The sequence below is a fragment of the Nitratireductor soli genome, from assembly GCF_001050155.1.
GTDB classification, from domain to species: Bacteria; Pseudomonadota; Alphaproteobacteria; order Rhizobiales; family Rhizobiaceae; genus Nitratireductor; species Nitratireductor soli.
The window spans coordinates 21,055-34,459 of the sequence record NZ_LFVY01000011.1 but is presented as its reverse complement, the minus strand read 5'-3'; the positions used below and the strand labels follow the sequence as shown (position 1 = coordinate 34,459).

Sequence of the window (13,405 nt, the reverse complement as noted above, 5' to 3'; positions counted from 1 at the left end):
CGCGGCATCGGGGCGTTCAGCGCTTCCCGCTCTTGCGCGAGGGGAAGGGGGCATCCTATCTATCGAGCTGAACGAAACGATTCTGCCGCTTTTGCGCGCCGTGCAGCTTGTGGCGCGGTTTCAAACCGAAAGGTGTTTTCATGCCGCATCCCGTCGATACCGCCATGAATCTGGTGCCCATGGTCGTCGAGCAGACGAACCGGGGCGAGCGGGCTTACGACATTTTCTCACGCCTCCTGAAGGAGCGCATCATCTTCATCACCGGCCCCATCGAGGACGGCATGGCGTCGCTGGTCTGCGCGCAGCTTCTGTTTCTCGAAGCGGAGAACCCGAAGAAGGAAATCTCGCTCTACATCAACTCTCCGGGCGGGGTGGTGACGTCGGGCATGGCCATCTACGACACGATGCAGTTCATCCGGCCGGCCGTCTCCACGCTGTGCATCGGCCAGGCGGCCTCGATGGGGTCGTTGCTTCTGTGCGCCGGCCACAAGGACATGCGCTTCGCCACGCCGAACGCGCGCATCATGGTGCACCAGCCTTCGGGCGGCTTCCAGGGCCAGGCCTCCGACATCGAGCGCCACGCCCAGGACATCATCAAGCTCAAGCGCCGCCTGAACGAGGTCTATGTCGAGCACACCGGGCAGGACTACGAGACCATCGAGAAGACGCTCGATCGCGATCATTTCATGACGTCGGACGAGGCGCTGGAATTCGGCCTGATCGACAAGGTGATGAGCTCGCGCGAGGTGTCGGAAAAGGTGACCGGCTCCTGATTCGCCAAAACTCGACACACGCCCGCATCAACCCTGGACCGGCCGGGGATGGCGCCGCCAGGCGTCCATTCGTGGTCGATTGCGTCAATTCGGTCACAATTTTATGTTTGCAGCCGGGGTGCGAACGCCTACGTTAAGCCTATATTGAGTTTCCACCGCCAAGTTTTGTATGGGGGCTCGGTATTGTTGCCGCGATTTCGGATCTGTGGTTCGCTCCGAAATGGAAGATGGATCGCCACGGGAGGCCTGCAAACGGCGCCCGCTACGGTTCAACCGCCCAGCTGAAGCGGGTCGGCATGCCGGTGGTAGTGAAAGGACGTAAGACATGAGCAAGGTCAGCAGCGGCGGCGGAGATTCCAAGAATACGCTGTACTGTTCCTTCTGTGGCAAGAGCCAGCACGAGGTCCGCAAACTGATTGCCGGACCGACCGTCTTCATTTGCGACGAGTGCGTCGAGCTGTGCATGGACATCATCCGCGAGGAGAACAAATCCTCGATGGTGAAGTCGCGCGAAGGCGTGCCCACCCCGCAGGAGATCCTGGCGGTGTTGGACGACTATGTGATCGGCCAGCCCTATGCCAAGCGCGTGCTGTCGGTGGCCGTGCACAATCATTACAAGCGGCTCGCCCACGCCTCCAAGAGCGCCGATGTCGAATTGGCCAAGTCGAACATCCTGCTGATCGGCCCGACCGGTTGTGGCAAGACGCTTTTGGCGCAGACGCTGGCGCGCATCATCGACGTGCCGTTCACCATGGCCGATGCGACGACGCTGACCGAAGCCGGCTATGTCGGCGAGGATGTCGAGAACATCATTCTGAAACTGCTGCAGTCGGCCGACTACAATGTCGAGCGCGCCCAGCGCGGCATCGTCTATATCGACGAGATCGACAAGATTTCGCGCAAGTCGGACAATCCCTCGATCACCCGCGACGTTTCGGGCGAGGGCGTCCAGCAGGCGCTCTTGAAGATCATGGAAGGCACGGTCGCCTCCGTGCCGCCGCAGGGCGGCCGCAAGCATCCGCAGCAGGAATTCCTGCAGGTGGATACGGCGAACATCCTGTTCATCTGCGGCGGCGCGTTCGCCGGCCTCGACCGGATCATTTCCGACCGTGGCCGCAAGACCTCGATCGGCTTTGCCGCCAATGTCGCCTCGCCCGAGGACCGGCAGACCGGTGAATTGTTCCGCCATGTCGAGCCCGAGGATCTGTTGAAGTTCGGCCTCATTCCCGAATTCGTCGGTCGTCTGCCCATTCTGGCGACGCTGGAGGATCTGGACGAGCCGGCTCTGGTGCAGATTCTCACGGAACCGAAGAACGCGCTAGTCAAACAGTATCAGCGCCTGTTCGACATGGAGAATGTCGAACTGACCTTCCACGAGAACGCGCTTGCGGCGATCGCCCGCAAGGCGATCGAACGCAAGACCGGCGCGCGCGGCCTGCGGTCGATCATGGAATCGATCCTGCTCGACACCATGTTCGAGCTGCCGGCCCTGGAAGGTGTCCAGGAGGTCGTCATCTCCGACGAGGTGGTCGCCGGCAATGCGCGCCCGCTCTACATCTACGCCGAGCGCGAGAAGGAAAAAGGCAACGCCAGCGCGTAAGCCTGTCGCGCCGACCCGTTGTTGCGGGCCGGCGCGCACCGCGTTCGGACGGTTTGTCCTGTGTCAGGACCATGCGTATTGCGTAAGCCCTTGATCTTCTCGGTCCGTACCTCCAACTAAGGAGTTAACGATGGCGGGGTGGTTTTCCGAACACGCGTTGCGCAAAGATGCGGATGCTTCTGGCGGATAACACTCTGGCCGGTTAGACTCTGGTCCACGGTCGGCTCTTGGGCGGCCGTGGTTTGAAAGGCTGAAAAATGACGCAATCCCCCAAAACTGCCGGTGAAACCCTGTATCCGGTGTTGCCGCTGCGCGACATCGTGGTGTTCCCGCATATGATCGTTCCGCTCTTCGTCGGCCGCGACAAGTCGATCAAGGCATTGGAAGAGGTGATGGGGGCCGAACGGCAGATCCTGCTTGCCACCCAGATGAACGCTGCCGACGACGATCCGGAGCCGAGCGGCATCTACGATCTCGGCACGTTGGCCAATGTCCTGCAACTGCTCAAGCTGCCCGACGGCACCGTCAAGGTGCTGGTCGAGGGCACGGGCCGCGCGCGCGTCAAGCGCTATACGGAGCGCGAGGAGTATCACGAGGCCTATGCCGAGCTTCTTCCCGAACCGAAGGAAGACGAGATCGAGATCGAGGCGCTGTCGCGCTCCGTCGTCACGGACTTCGAGAATTATGTGAAGCTCAACAAGAAGATTTCGCCCGAAGTGGTGGGGGCGGCCAACCAGATCGAGGATTACTCGAAGCTGGCCGATACCGTTGCCTCGCATCTGGCGATCAAGATTCCCGAAAAGCAGGAAATGCTGGCGACGCTCTCGGTGCGCGAGCGGCTTGAGAAGGCCATGGGCTTCATGGAAGCCGAAATCTCCGTGTTGCAGGTGGAAAAGCGCATCCGCAGCAGAGTCAAGCGCCAGATGGAGAAGACCCAGCGCGAGTACTATCTCAACGAGCAGATGAAGGCGATCCAGAAGGAGCTCGGCGAGGGCGAGGACGGCCGCAACGAGGCCGCGGAACTGGAAGAGCGCATCAAGAAGACGCGCCTCACCAAGGAAGCGCGCGAAAAGGCCGATGCCGAGCTGAAGAAGCTCAAGACCATGTCGCCCATGTCGGCCGAGGCGACCGTCGTGCGCAACTATCTCGATTGGATTCTGTCCATTCCGTGGAAGAAGCCGAGCAAGGTCAAGCAGGATCTGGAATTCGCCGAGGAAGTGCTCGACACCGATCATTTCGGCCTCGACAAGGTCAAGGAGCGCATCGTCGAATACCTGGCCGTGCAGAGCCGGCAGAAGAAGCTGAAGGGGCCGATCCTGTGCCTCGTCGGTCCTCCCGGCGTGGGCAAGACCTCGCTCGGCAAGTCGATCGCCAAGGCGACCGGCCGCGAATTCGTGCGCATGGCGCTCGGCGGCGTGCGCGACGAGGCCGAAATCCGTGGCCACCGGCGCACCTATATCGGCTCGATGCCCGGCAAGGTCATCCAGTCGATGAAGAAGGCGAAGAAGTCCAACCCGCTCTTCCTGCTCGACGAGATCGACAAGATGGGCATGGATTTCCGTGGCGATCCGTCCTCGGCGCTTCTCGAAGTGCTCGATCCGGAGCAGAACGCGACCTTCATGGATCACTATCTCGAGGTGGAGTACGACCTGTCGAGCGTGATGTTCGTCACCACGGCCAACACGCTGAACATCCCCCCGGCGCTGATGGACCGTATGGAGATCATCCGCATCGCCGGCTACACCGAGGACGAGAAGGTGGAGATCGCCAAGCGGCATCTCCTGCCCAAGGCGATCCGCGAACACGCGCTGGAAGCGAAGGAATTCTCGGTCACCGACGGCGCACTGCAGGCGATCATCCGCACCTACACGCGGGAAGCCGGCGTTCGTAACCTCGAGCGCGAGCTGATGAAGCTGGCGCGCAAGGCGGTGACGGAAATCCTGCGGACGGCCAAGAAGGACACCGCCAAGACATCGGTCAAGGTGACGGAAGACAATCTCGCCGATTATCTCGGCGTGCCGCGCTTCCGCTTCGGCCAGGTCGAGGGCGAGGACCAGATTGGTGTCGTGACCGGCCTTGCATGGACGGAAGTCGGCGGCGAACTGCTCACCGTCGAAGGCGTGATGATGCCCGGCAAGGGCAAGATGACCGTCACCGGAAACCTGCGTGACGTGATGAAGGAATCGATTTCGGCGGCGGCGTCCTACGTCCGCTCGCGGGCCGTCGATTTCGGCATCGAGCCGCCGCTGTTCGACAAGAAGGACATCCATGTGCACGTGCCGGAAGGCGCGACACCGAAGGATGGCCCGTCGGCGGGCGTGGCCATGGCGACGGCGATCGTCTCCATCATGACCGGCATTCCCATCCGCAAGGACATTGCCATGACCGGCGAGATCACGCTGCGTGGCCGTGTCCTGCCGATCGGCGGCTTGAAGGAAAAGCTGCTGGCGGCGCTGCGCGGTGGCATCAAGAAGGTGCTGATCCCGGAAGAAAACGCCAAGGATCTGGCTGACATCCCGGAGAATGTGAAGAACGGCCTGGAGATCGTGCCGGTCAGCCGTGTCGGCGAGGTTCTGCAGCACGCGCTGGTCCGCATGCCTGAGCCGATCGAATGGGTCGAGCCGGTCGAGCCGGCAAAGGTCGACGTGGCCGGCGCGACCGGCCAGGCTGTGGCTCATTGACCGCCTGAGCGGGGCCAGTCGGGGCCGCGCGGCTGCAAAGGTCCGCGAGCCCGCCTGACGCGACGGCAGGACGTGAAACGGCAAAAGCCGGGCCCTCGGGCCCGGCTTTTCTGTCGAAAACCCCGGAAAACATGGGTTTTCAGCCTCTTTTCAGGCATTTCTCACTTGGTCGTAACCCCAGTAATCCCTAGAGTACGCCGAGCCGGGTGAGTCGCATCATTCGGCCCTTATCAGGAAGGGGTAATTTACATGAACAAAAACGAGCTCGTATCCGCAGTCGCCGAAGAAGCCAATATCTCCAAGGGCGACGCCCAGTCCGCGGTCGATGCGGTGTTTGCCGTCATCGAAGGCGAACTCAAGAAGGGTGGGGACGTGCGCCTCGTCGGCTTCGGCAATTTCTCCGTTTCGCGGCGTGAAGCCTCGACCGGCCGCAACCCGCAAACGGGTGCCGCCGTTCAGATTCCTGCCCGCAACGTGCCGAAGTTCTCGGCCGGCAAGGGTCTGAAGGATGCGGTCAACTGATCGCACCCCTCATAGAGTGCAAGAAAAGCCGGGTTCAAGCCCGGCTTTTCTTTTGCCTGGAAATGGCCACGGCCATCTCAGGGCGGGCATGCCGCGCGGCGGCGAGAGCCGGCAAGAACGAGATCGTCTATCACCACGCGTGGCGCGAACGGCCAATCCGCAACGTCGGTCACGGCAATGCCTGGCAACGTCGGCGCGGTTTCGGTCCAGATGATTCCATGGGAATGGGATGGTGGGCGATGACAGGCTCGAACTGCCGACATCTTCGGTGTAAACGAAGCGCTCTACCAACTGAGCTAATCGCCCATTCCACGCGGTTCGTTTAGGCGGTTCGCCGCCGCATCGCAAGCAAAAATGCCAACCGGCCGCGGCATTTGCGCCAATCGCAACAAACTATGACAAAGCGTGTCGACCCTGCTTGACACCTCCTCCATAACCGCCTAATTCACCGCCCACGACGCGTTTTCGCTTCGGCGGAGCGCCTCAAGCGCGGGTGTAGCTCAGTTGGTTAGAGTGCCGGCCTGTCACGCCGGAGGTCGCGGGTTCGAGCCCCGTCACTCGCGCCACTTTTCAACGACTTGGAAAAGTGGCGCACGCGCGAGATTGATGTAGCGCGCCGGTTCGCTTTGCATCAATTCGGTAGCGGTTTTTTGTTCCGCTCAACCGCTGTTGAACCCGCCGTCGACATCATCGCGTTGGCTCGGTAATTTGGCTCCGGTCGCTACTCGCACCGAGCGAACGCGTCAAGCTCATCGAGCGAGTTCAGCCGGGTCACGACTTTGCCCTTCGCCTCCTGATCATCGCACAATGTTCGCAGGGTCGGCATCCAGTCACGATCGACCTGCCAAATGATCTCAAAGAGCCTGCCCGTTTCAGGCACATTGGTGTTCCCTGCCGGCGGGTGTTCAAGGGCTCCCGCCGCCCATGAAATCTGGCGTTCCGCAGCCAGCCAGAAATGAACCCAGAGCGGCATGTCGATCAGGATCAGTTCGGTGGCTCGTTCAATGCGGGCGCGTATCGTGGCCAAGTTGCCGCCGCCATCGATTATCCAGTCGTCTTTCCCGATGATCTCCGCGTGCTGCTTCTCGTAGATATGTCCCGGCGTCGTGGACCAGTCCGGCTGCCAGTAGAGGCGATCGATTTCGTAATGGGGCAACCCCCTTTTTTCCGAGAGGCGCCGGGCAAGCGTGGATTTTCCGCCCGCTGTATTGCCAAGACAATGATCCGAGGCATTTTCGCAGTCCTCTGGCTTGGCCGGGTTTCGTCTATATTGGCAGTGACAATCGCATGTCGGACGCACCGCCGGCAAAACATTCTAAAGGCGGAAGGTCCAGTACAGGCAGGCCAGCATCGCCACGCAGAAGCCGATGAAGGCGAGCGTGCGCAGCAGCGCGTTGCGACGCAGCGTGTCGAGGCACAAATGCGCTGCTACGATCGCCCCGGCGAACACGAACTGCCAGTCGGCGAGGACCCACAGAGCGCCGCGGTCGCCGAAAGCGAAGCGCGCCGCCTGCAGGCCGACGATGGTCGCCAGCAGAACCAGCGCCGTCGAATAGACCGGCGTGGCGCCATTGGCATGGACGAGGCCGGCGGCGCGCAGCGGCAGGATCGTGATCAACGCCCCGGCCAGCGCGTAGAGCGCCGCCAGCGGGACGAAGGTGGCGGAACTGGCAAGCGCGTCGAGGCGCGCAACGCCCAGGCTGCCGAAGCCGTAGCCCTTGATCTGCAAGGCGAAGCTGAGCGCTGCGAGCAGGCCGGTGAACGCCGTGACGAGCAGGAAAGCGGATGCGGTTCGGTTCATGGAGGCGCCTCTCGCGGAATCGGATTGCCCCACACCGATAGGACGATGTCGCGCACCATGAAAGCTTGATTTTCGGGGAAGGTCGGCACGCGCGCCGAACCAGTGTCCGGTGCGCGCTACGAGACCTGCTAGTCCACCAGGCGGTTGTATTTCTTCAACACCGCCTGCAGCCGGTCATGCGGGATCGCGAACGAGACATTGTCGTCCCGTCCCTTCATCGTTTCGGCGGCGACCAGCGCATTGACGATGGCTTCCTCCGTGGCGTTCGCCGTCGCGTGGATGATCGGGTTCATCTTGTCGTTCGACACCATCTCGATTGAGGTGTTGGCCTCGCGGCTGAAGGCGCCGGGATTGCCGGTCGAGAAGGCGATGAAGATGTCGCCGCTTCCGTTTCCGCCATAGCCGCCCATCCGCGCGATGCCGAGCGGAACGCGCCGCGCCAACCTTTTCAATTGATGCGGCAGCAGAGGCGCGTCGGTGGCGACGACAGCGATGATCGATCCGGCTTCTTCGCGTTTCCAGGATGTGTCGGGCATGCGGTCGGTGATCTCGGTTCCCACGGGCACGCCGGCGATCGTCAGGTCCTTGCGTGAGCCGAAATTTCCCTGGACCAGCACGCCGACGGTATAGCCGCCGTCTTCCTCGGAAAGCTTTCGCGACGCCGTTCCGGTGCCGCCCTTGAAGTTGAACAGGTTCATCGCCGTGCCGCCGCCGACATTGCCTTCGGCGATGGGGCCGGGCGCCGCGCTGTCGAGGGCGGCATAGACATGTTCCTTCTTCACATGCATGCCGTTGATGTCGTTGAGGACGCCGTCCTAGGTTTCGGCGACGACCGGCAAGAGCCAGTATAAATCGCGGAAGTGCGGCCCGACGAGATCGTTCTCGGCCTGCCAGGAGATCACAGCATCGCGCACCACGCCGACGCTGTGGGTGTTGGTGATCATCACCGGGCCTTCGAGAAAGCCGCTTTCCTCGACCCAGGTGGTGCCGGTCATCTCGCCATTGCCGTTCAGTGAATACCAGCCGGCGAAGACCGGGTCGAATGTCCGCCCTCGGGGCAGGATCGCCGTCACGCCGGTGCGGACCGGCCCCTTGCCGACCTCGATCGGCCCTTCACCCTCGATGATGGTCGCGTAGCCGACGCTCACGCCCTCGACATCGGTGATGGAATTGCCGGGGCCGGTATCCCCGATGAACGGGATTCCCAGGTCGCGGGCGCGCGGCTTCTCCTCGGCAAACGCGGTTCCCGCCGTCAACGCAACGACGAGGCCGCAGGCCGTGCCGATCTCCAATAATCTGTGTGCAAGCATGATTCCCTCCACGAATCGGACCAGTGACGACCCTGATCGTGGGTTCGTTGACATGCCTCCTGCACCGAACCCGCGTCAGGGCAGGGCGATTACGACACTTCGTCGGATTGTATACAAGAAACGGTCAGCCAATTTAGCGCCTCTGGCATAACCGTTTCGGCCAGATCATCGGCGGCCAGCCGGCAGGTCTTGCCGCTTCAGCGCCACAGATTGTAGCGCTTCCAATCTTCAGGAGGGATCCGCTCGCCAACCTTGTAGCGCAGGGCCAGGACGCCGATGTGGTCCGGCGTCGTCTTGCATCTGAACGTCAGATGATACCAGTCGCCCTTGCTGCGGAACGCCGCGCCGCGCGTCTTGATCTCGTCCCCGTCGATTTTCGGCTCGGCGAACGTATAGGCGACGACGCGATCCGGATTGTACGCGCCATGATCCTGCCTGATGCGTTCCATGACGGCCACGTCGCATCGTTGCTCGAGCCTGGTGACCGGATCGAGCCTGAGCAGGGAAGCCTTCATGTCGGAGTTGAAGGCGCTTGCCGGCGCCGGGAAGGCCAGGGCAAGGGTGAGGGCGATGATGGGAGGGGCTATTGTCCTCATGCGCGTCCGAGAACCTCTGCTGGCTGTTTGTGGAATCCGACCAGCGGAAAGATACACCTATGGCGCCCGCCGGCAAGCCGCGCCGCCGGCGCTTCGGCGGGCGGTCGGTTGCTTCAGCCGACCGGATGATCGGCGAGCCAGCCGCGCATCGCCGCCTGGTCGGCTTCGCCGAAGTCATGCCCGGCAGGCACCGTCATCACATCGACCCGGGCTGCGCTCTTTCGCAGGTTGTCGGCAAGAGCCAGCGAGCGCTGTGCCAGCGGATCGTCCGCGCCGGCGACAACCAGGATCTCCATTCCGGCGAGATCGGCCTGCGGCGGCAGGTCCAGCACCTCGATCGGCCGCAGCAGGATCGCCTTGCGGACGCGATGCAGATGGAGCCGCAGGAAGGCCGCCAGGAAGTTCGCGCCGTTCGAATGGCCCAGATGCAGGGTCGCGTCCGGCCTCATGCCATAGGCGGTGGCGCTGCCTGTGCAGAACGCGGCAAAAGCTTCCGCTTCGGCGCGGATGTCTGCCTGGTCGAAGGAAAGCGGCGTCAGGCGCCGGAACCAGCGCGGCATGCCTTCCTCGGTGCTGCGCCCGCGAATGCCGAGCAGGGTGGCCGCCGGCGCCGTGGCCGCGGCGAGCGGCATCAGGCTGGTCTCGTTGCCGCCCGAGCCGTGCAACAGTGCCCAGTGTGTCCCGTCCGGCTGGGTGGGCACATGGAACCGGTGTATGAATGGCAGGTCCCGATAGACGATGCGCGGTTCGCCGGGCAGGGCGAATTGCGGCAGGACGATGCGGAAATCGGCCGCGCCGCCGGCCGGTGCCTGCGGAATGAACAGCGTCGAACCCAGCTTGTCGGCGGACTCGTCGATGCCCATGCCCGGCGCGTCGGTCGCCAGTTCGAACAGGACGCCGCCCGGCTCGCGTACATAGAGCGAGGTGAAATACTTGCGGTCATGCATGGTCGTCGCGCTGGAATTGACCTGCCGCAGCGCCGCCTGGACATCCTCCACCTGGCGGGTGTCGCTGGCGCGAAAGGCCACATGGTCGACCGTGCCGGTTCCCGGCGCCCCCGGCCAGAAACCGCTGACGTCGCGCAGATCGACCGCATCGCCCGATTGCGAGACGAGGCGGCGCGTCGCGCCCTCGGTGCGCGCCGGCGCGAAGGCGAAATGCGTCTCCAGGAAAGACTGCGTCAGCTCCGCCGTCTCGGTGAGGATGGTCACGCCGCGAATCCGGCCGACCGCATGCTCGCCGGGAATGCCGGGCGCCGTCCACGGCGCCAGATGCCGCAACCCGCCGGCGCCGACGAGCTTGACGATCACGCCGTCGGGGTCCTTCAGGCGCAGCACGGGTTCGCCCAGCTCATCGCGCGGCCCCTCGGCGCTGAGCCCGTTGGAGAGGGCGCGCGTCAGCCAGAAGCCGATGCTCGCCGGATCGATCGCCAGGGCGATTTCGCCGATCTGCCCGACACCGGCGCGCCCGGCCGCGCCGTCCTCCCAGACGAGGAAGGTGATCAGCGACCCCGGCGTGCCGGCGGCGTCGCCATAGAACAGATGCAATTGGTTGGCGTCCTCGAAGCCTGCCGTGCGCTTGACCAGCCGCAATCCGAGAAACCCGACGTAAAAATCCACATTGGCCTGCACCTTGCGCGTGATCAGTGTGACGTGGTGGATGCCGGCGCTCGTCATGTCGGGGTTCCTGGCAACGGGTTTCAGGCGCGGCGAAAAACCGGCCGCCTCCGTCAGTGGCACTTTCACCCATCCCCGCGCAAGGGCAAGAAGAAGCCCCGCGGCGGCAGCCGCGGGGCAGGGATGGGGCGGCCTGCCGCCACGGTAAACGCCGGGCCGTTACTGAACCAGGACCGGCCGTTCGCAATTCACCCCGGTGACGCGGACATCGGCCTCGCCGACCTTCACGCCGACCAGCGCCAGCACGTTGTAGAGCAGTGTGTCGACCGGCTGGGCGACGCTGGAAAGCGTTGCGGCCAGGGCTGCTTTCAAAAGCGGCTCCAGGCCAAGCGACAGGGCCAGGACACGCACGTCGAGGTCAAGGTTCTGCAGCAGCGTCGCCGTCGTCGAGCCGAGGATATCCTTGGTCGAGACGCTCTTGACGCGGCGCTCGGTGATGTCCGAGCTGGAAAAGTTCAGGCGCGTCATCTGCATGTTCTTGGTCTCCACATGCGCCATGCCGGATATCTTGACCAGCCCGGCGGCATTGACCAGCTCGGCCTTCGTCACGCGCGCCTCGTCGGAGAAGTTCGATAGGATTGACGGATCGACGTTGCCAATGGCGATTTCGACCACGCCGGGCACCGCGTCGATGGCCACGCTGCCGCTGGTGGTCGACGAGGCGGAGCACTGGATATCGGCGATGCGCGCCTCCGCATGTGCCACCTCGACGTAGAGCGGCAGGTGGATCTTGGTGCCGACCAGGAGTTGCAGGCCGTTGATCTCAACATCCACCTTCAGGCGGGTCTGCGCGGTCCTAACGGCGGTGCCGATCGGCGCCAGCGCATGGGGAGGCGTGCCGACGGGCGGTTCGCCGATCGCCAGGCTGACCTTGATCGCCCCCAGTCCGAGCAGGTTGATGCCGCTGCTGACCTCGATCTGGCGGCCGCCATTGGACAGGGCTGCTGCTGCCGTGACCATCTCCAATGCGCCGATCTTCATGTCCCATGGCGCGCCGGTGGCAACCGTCAACGGTCCCTTCGGGTCGAGATTGAGAAGCCGTTCGAGCTTGAAGGTGCTGCTGCTTTTCGACGTTGCCGTCTCCAGCGTCCGCAGCACCGCCTGCACCGCGCTGGACACGCCGCTCGTCAGGCGCATCGCGGACAGGAGCTGCGGCATGGTGAGGTCGGTTTGCAGGATCTCCTCATAGGTGAGGCCGGTCAGGCTGAGCCGTGTCGCCAGCGTGTTCATGAACGACAGGACATTGACGTCGGCGTCGAGCAGGGCTTCGTAATCCATCGCCTTGAGCGAAAGGGTGGTGCCGAGCATCTGGCCGAGCAGGCTGTTCAAGATACCGCCATCAAGGCTCGCCAGGCGTGACCCGACGGAGAAACCGGCAAGCTTTTCTGCCGATGCGGTTCCAACAACGCCAAGCGGCGGCGGGTCACTGAACATCGAGCCGAAGTACAGAACGCCATGTTTTCTTATCGTTACTTTGGCAGCGTCCGGTGCCGTCGTCATTTCGACGAAGCGCAGATTGGTCGCCACCGACGGATCGGGGAAATAGCGGCCGCGCACCAGGCGGGCGATGCCGCGCTTTGCCTGCTCGATATAGTCGTCCTGCGGCAGATAGCGGCCATCCACGAGCAGTCCGTCCGGCGTTTCGACGGCGATCTGCTCGTTGTTCAGGGCAAAGAATTCCGCCACCGCTTCCTCTGCGTTCCTGATATCGGCGACGGCGACGATGGAGGCGAGATCCGCCGTCTTCTGCAGCTTTCGCTGCTGCAGCGTCAGATTGCCGTAGTCGACGCCGAGTGCCAGGCAGCCGATCATCACCGGCAGGATCAGGGCGAACAGTGTCGCCACATTGCCTCTTTTGTCGCGCCTCAACGTGCGAATGCGTCTTGCCAGGCCTCCCATGTCAGATCCCTCCCAGGCGGATGGTCGAAAAGCCGGTGATCTGCTTGCCCGGCATGGCGTAGGAATAGAGCGACCAGATCGGCAGTTCGGCGGCGTCGTACTTGATCGTCACGGTGAACTGGTTGGGATTGGCACTGTCGTCGGCCACGACGACCTGGATCTTTTGCGCATCGATGAACGGATGCCGCATCATCGAGCGCTCGATGTAATCGCGGGCGAGGGTCTGTCGCTCCGCCTGGGACAGTCCGGCCACCGCCGCGCGGGCTGCATCCGCGCTGACCTGCTGCACCGAATGCGCCGCGCCCAGAAAGATTCCATAGCCGATCATGGAGAAGACCGTCATGAAGAAGACGGGTGCGATGATCGCAAACTCCAAGGCGGCCGTGCCATTTGTTCGATGCAGAAAATTCCTGAAAGTTGTTTTCTTCACAACACTTACTCCCGAGCCCTGGTGAAGGATTCGGCCCGAGAAATAAATAAAGTATAAATAAGAGCGTAAACTTGTAACGTTACTCTATGCAATCAAAGGTTACATATGTGTATATTT

The 13,405-nt window shown here is 62.9% G+C and carries 10 protein-coding genes, 2 tRNA genes and 1 pseudogene; 5 read left to right on the top strand and 8 right to left on the bottom strand.

The features are described from left to right. The first annotated feature begins 140 nt into the window (after positions 1 to 140). The 4 genes from clpP (at position 141) to hupB (ending at position 5,576) form a co-directional block, all read left to right on the top strand. Positions 141 to 773, top strand: coding sequence for an ATP-dependent Clp endopeptidase proteolytic subunit ClpP (clpP, locus tag AB843_RS14665; protein WP_048647785.1), 633 nt, complete (start codon positions 141 to 143; stop codon positions 771 to 773). Between the two features lie 325 nt (positions 774 to 1,098). Continuing rightward, positions 1,099 to 2,373 (top strand): ATP-dependent Clp protease ATP-binding subunit ClpX, encoded by a 1,275-nt coding sequence (gene clpX / locus AB843_RS14660; RefSeq protein ID WP_048647623.1) that lies wholly within the window; start codon positions 1,099 to 1,101, stop codon positions 2,371 to 2,373. 257 nt (positions 2,374 to 2,630) lie between these two features. After that, positions 2,631 to 5,054 carry an endopeptidase La gene (gene lon / locus AB843_RS14655; RefSeq protein WP_048647622.1) on the top strand — a complete coding sequence of 808 codons (2,424 nt, stop codon included), beginning with the start codon at positions 2,631 to 2,633 and terminating at the stop codon, positions 5,052 to 5,054. A gap of 249 nt (positions 5,055 to 5,303) precedes the next feature. Further along, entirely contained in the window at positions 5,304 to 5,576 is a 273-nt protein-coding gene (gene hupB / locus AB843_RS14650) for a DNA-binding protein HupB (protein WP_048647621.1), read from the top strand. 230 nt (positions 5,577 to 5,806) lie between these two features. Here the strand turns inward: hupB and AB843_RS14645 are convergent. Then, positions 5,807 to 5,882 (bottom strand) — tRNA-Val (locus AB843_RS14645). Between the two features lie 183 nt (positions 5,883 to 6,065). Between AB843_RS14645 and AB843_RS14640 the strand changes: the two genes are divergently transcribed. Further along, a tRNA-Asp gene (locus AB843_RS14640) sits at positions 6,066 to 6,142 on the top strand. A 155-nt stretch (positions 6,143 to 6,297) separates the two neighbouring features. Here AB843_RS14640 and AB843_RS14635 read toward each other — a convergent pair. The 7 genes and pseudogenes from AB843_RS14635 to AB843_RS14605 all read right to left on the bottom strand — a co-directional run bounded on the left by AB843_RS14635 (position 6,298) and on the right by AB843_RS14605 (position 13,288). Then, on the bottom strand, positions 6,298 to 6,732 hold the full coding sequence (locus AB843_RS14635) for a P-loop NTPase family protein (RefSeq protein WP_206412891.1): 435 nt from the start codon (positions 6,730 to 6,732) through the stop codon (positions 6,298 to 6,300). Positions 6,733 to 6,891: 159 nt separating this feature from the next. Then, on the bottom strand, positions 6,892 to 7,377 hold the full coding sequence (locus tag AB843_RS14630) for a hypothetical protein (protein ID WP_048647620.1): 486 nt from the start codon (positions 7,375 to 7,377) through the stop codon (positions 6,892 to 6,894). 128 nt (positions 7,378 to 7,505) lie between these two features. Next, a pseudogene (locus AB843_RS14625) lies at positions 7,506 to 8,687 on the bottom strand (DmpA family aminopeptidase). 197 nt (positions 8,688 to 8,884) lie between these two features. Beyond that, positions 8,885 to 9,283 carry a DUF930 domain-containing protein gene (locus AB843_RS14620; RefSeq protein WP_048647619.1) on the bottom strand — a complete coding sequence of 133 codons (399 nt, stop codon included), beginning with the start codon at positions 9,281 to 9,283 and terminating at the stop codon, positions 8,885 to 8,887. Positions 9,284 to 9,396: 113 nt separating this feature from the next. Continuing rightward, the gene (locus AB843_RS14615; RefSeq protein WP_048647783.1) at positions 9,397 to 10,959 is read right to left on the bottom strand and encodes a VOC family protein; all 1,563 of its coding nucleotides are present in this window, start codon (positions 10,957 to 10,959) and stop codon (positions 9,397 to 9,399) included. Positions 10,960 to 11,118: 159 nt separating this feature from the next. Beyond that, positions 11,119 to 12,858, bottom strand: coding sequence for a pilus assembly protein TadG-related protein (locus AB843_RS14610; protein ID WP_048647618.1), 1,740 nt, complete (start codon positions 12,856 to 12,858; stop codon positions 11,119 to 11,121). Between the two features lies 1 nt (position 12,859). Beyond that, positions 12,860 to 13,288, bottom strand: a complete 429-nt coding sequence (locus AB843_RS14605; RefSeq protein ID WP_048647617.1) for a TadE/TadG family type IV pilus assembly protein — start codon at positions 13,286 to 13,288, stop codon at positions 12,860 to 12,862. Positions 13,289 to 13,405: the final 117 nt, after the last annotated feature.

Bases quoted from the DNA above. Each gene is read 5' to 3' on its own strand.
- lon (WP_048647622.1), top strand. From the start codon at position 2,631: ATGACGCAATCCCCCAAAACTGCCGGTGAAACCCTGTATCCGGTGTTG.
- AB843_RS14630 (WP_048647620.1), bottom strand. From the start codon at position 7,377: ATGAACCGAACCGCATCCGCTTTCCTGCTCGTCACGGCGTTCACCGGC.
- AB843_RS14615 (WP_048647783.1), bottom strand. From the start codon at position 10,959: ATGACGAGCGCCGGCATCCACCACGTCACACTGATCACGCGCAAGGTG.
- clpX (WP_048647623.1), top strand. From the start codon at position 1,099: ATGAGCAAGGTCAGCAGCGGCGGCGGAGATTCCAAGAATACGCTGTAC.
- hupB (WP_048647621.1), top strand. From the start codon at position 5,304: ATGAACAAAAACGAGCTCGTATCCGCAGTCGCCGAAGAAGCCAATATC.
- AB843_RS14620 (WP_048647619.1), bottom strand. From the start codon at position 9,283: ATGAGGACAATAGCCCCTCCCATCATCGCCCTCACCCTTGCCCTGGCC.
- AB843_RS14610 (WP_048647618.1), bottom strand. From the start codon at position 12,858: ATGGGAGGCCTGGCAAGACGCATTCGCACGTTGAGGCGCGACAAAAGA.
- clpP (WP_048647785.1), top strand. From the start codon at position 141: ATGCCGCATCCCGTCGATACCGCCATGAATCTGGTGCCCATGGTCGTC.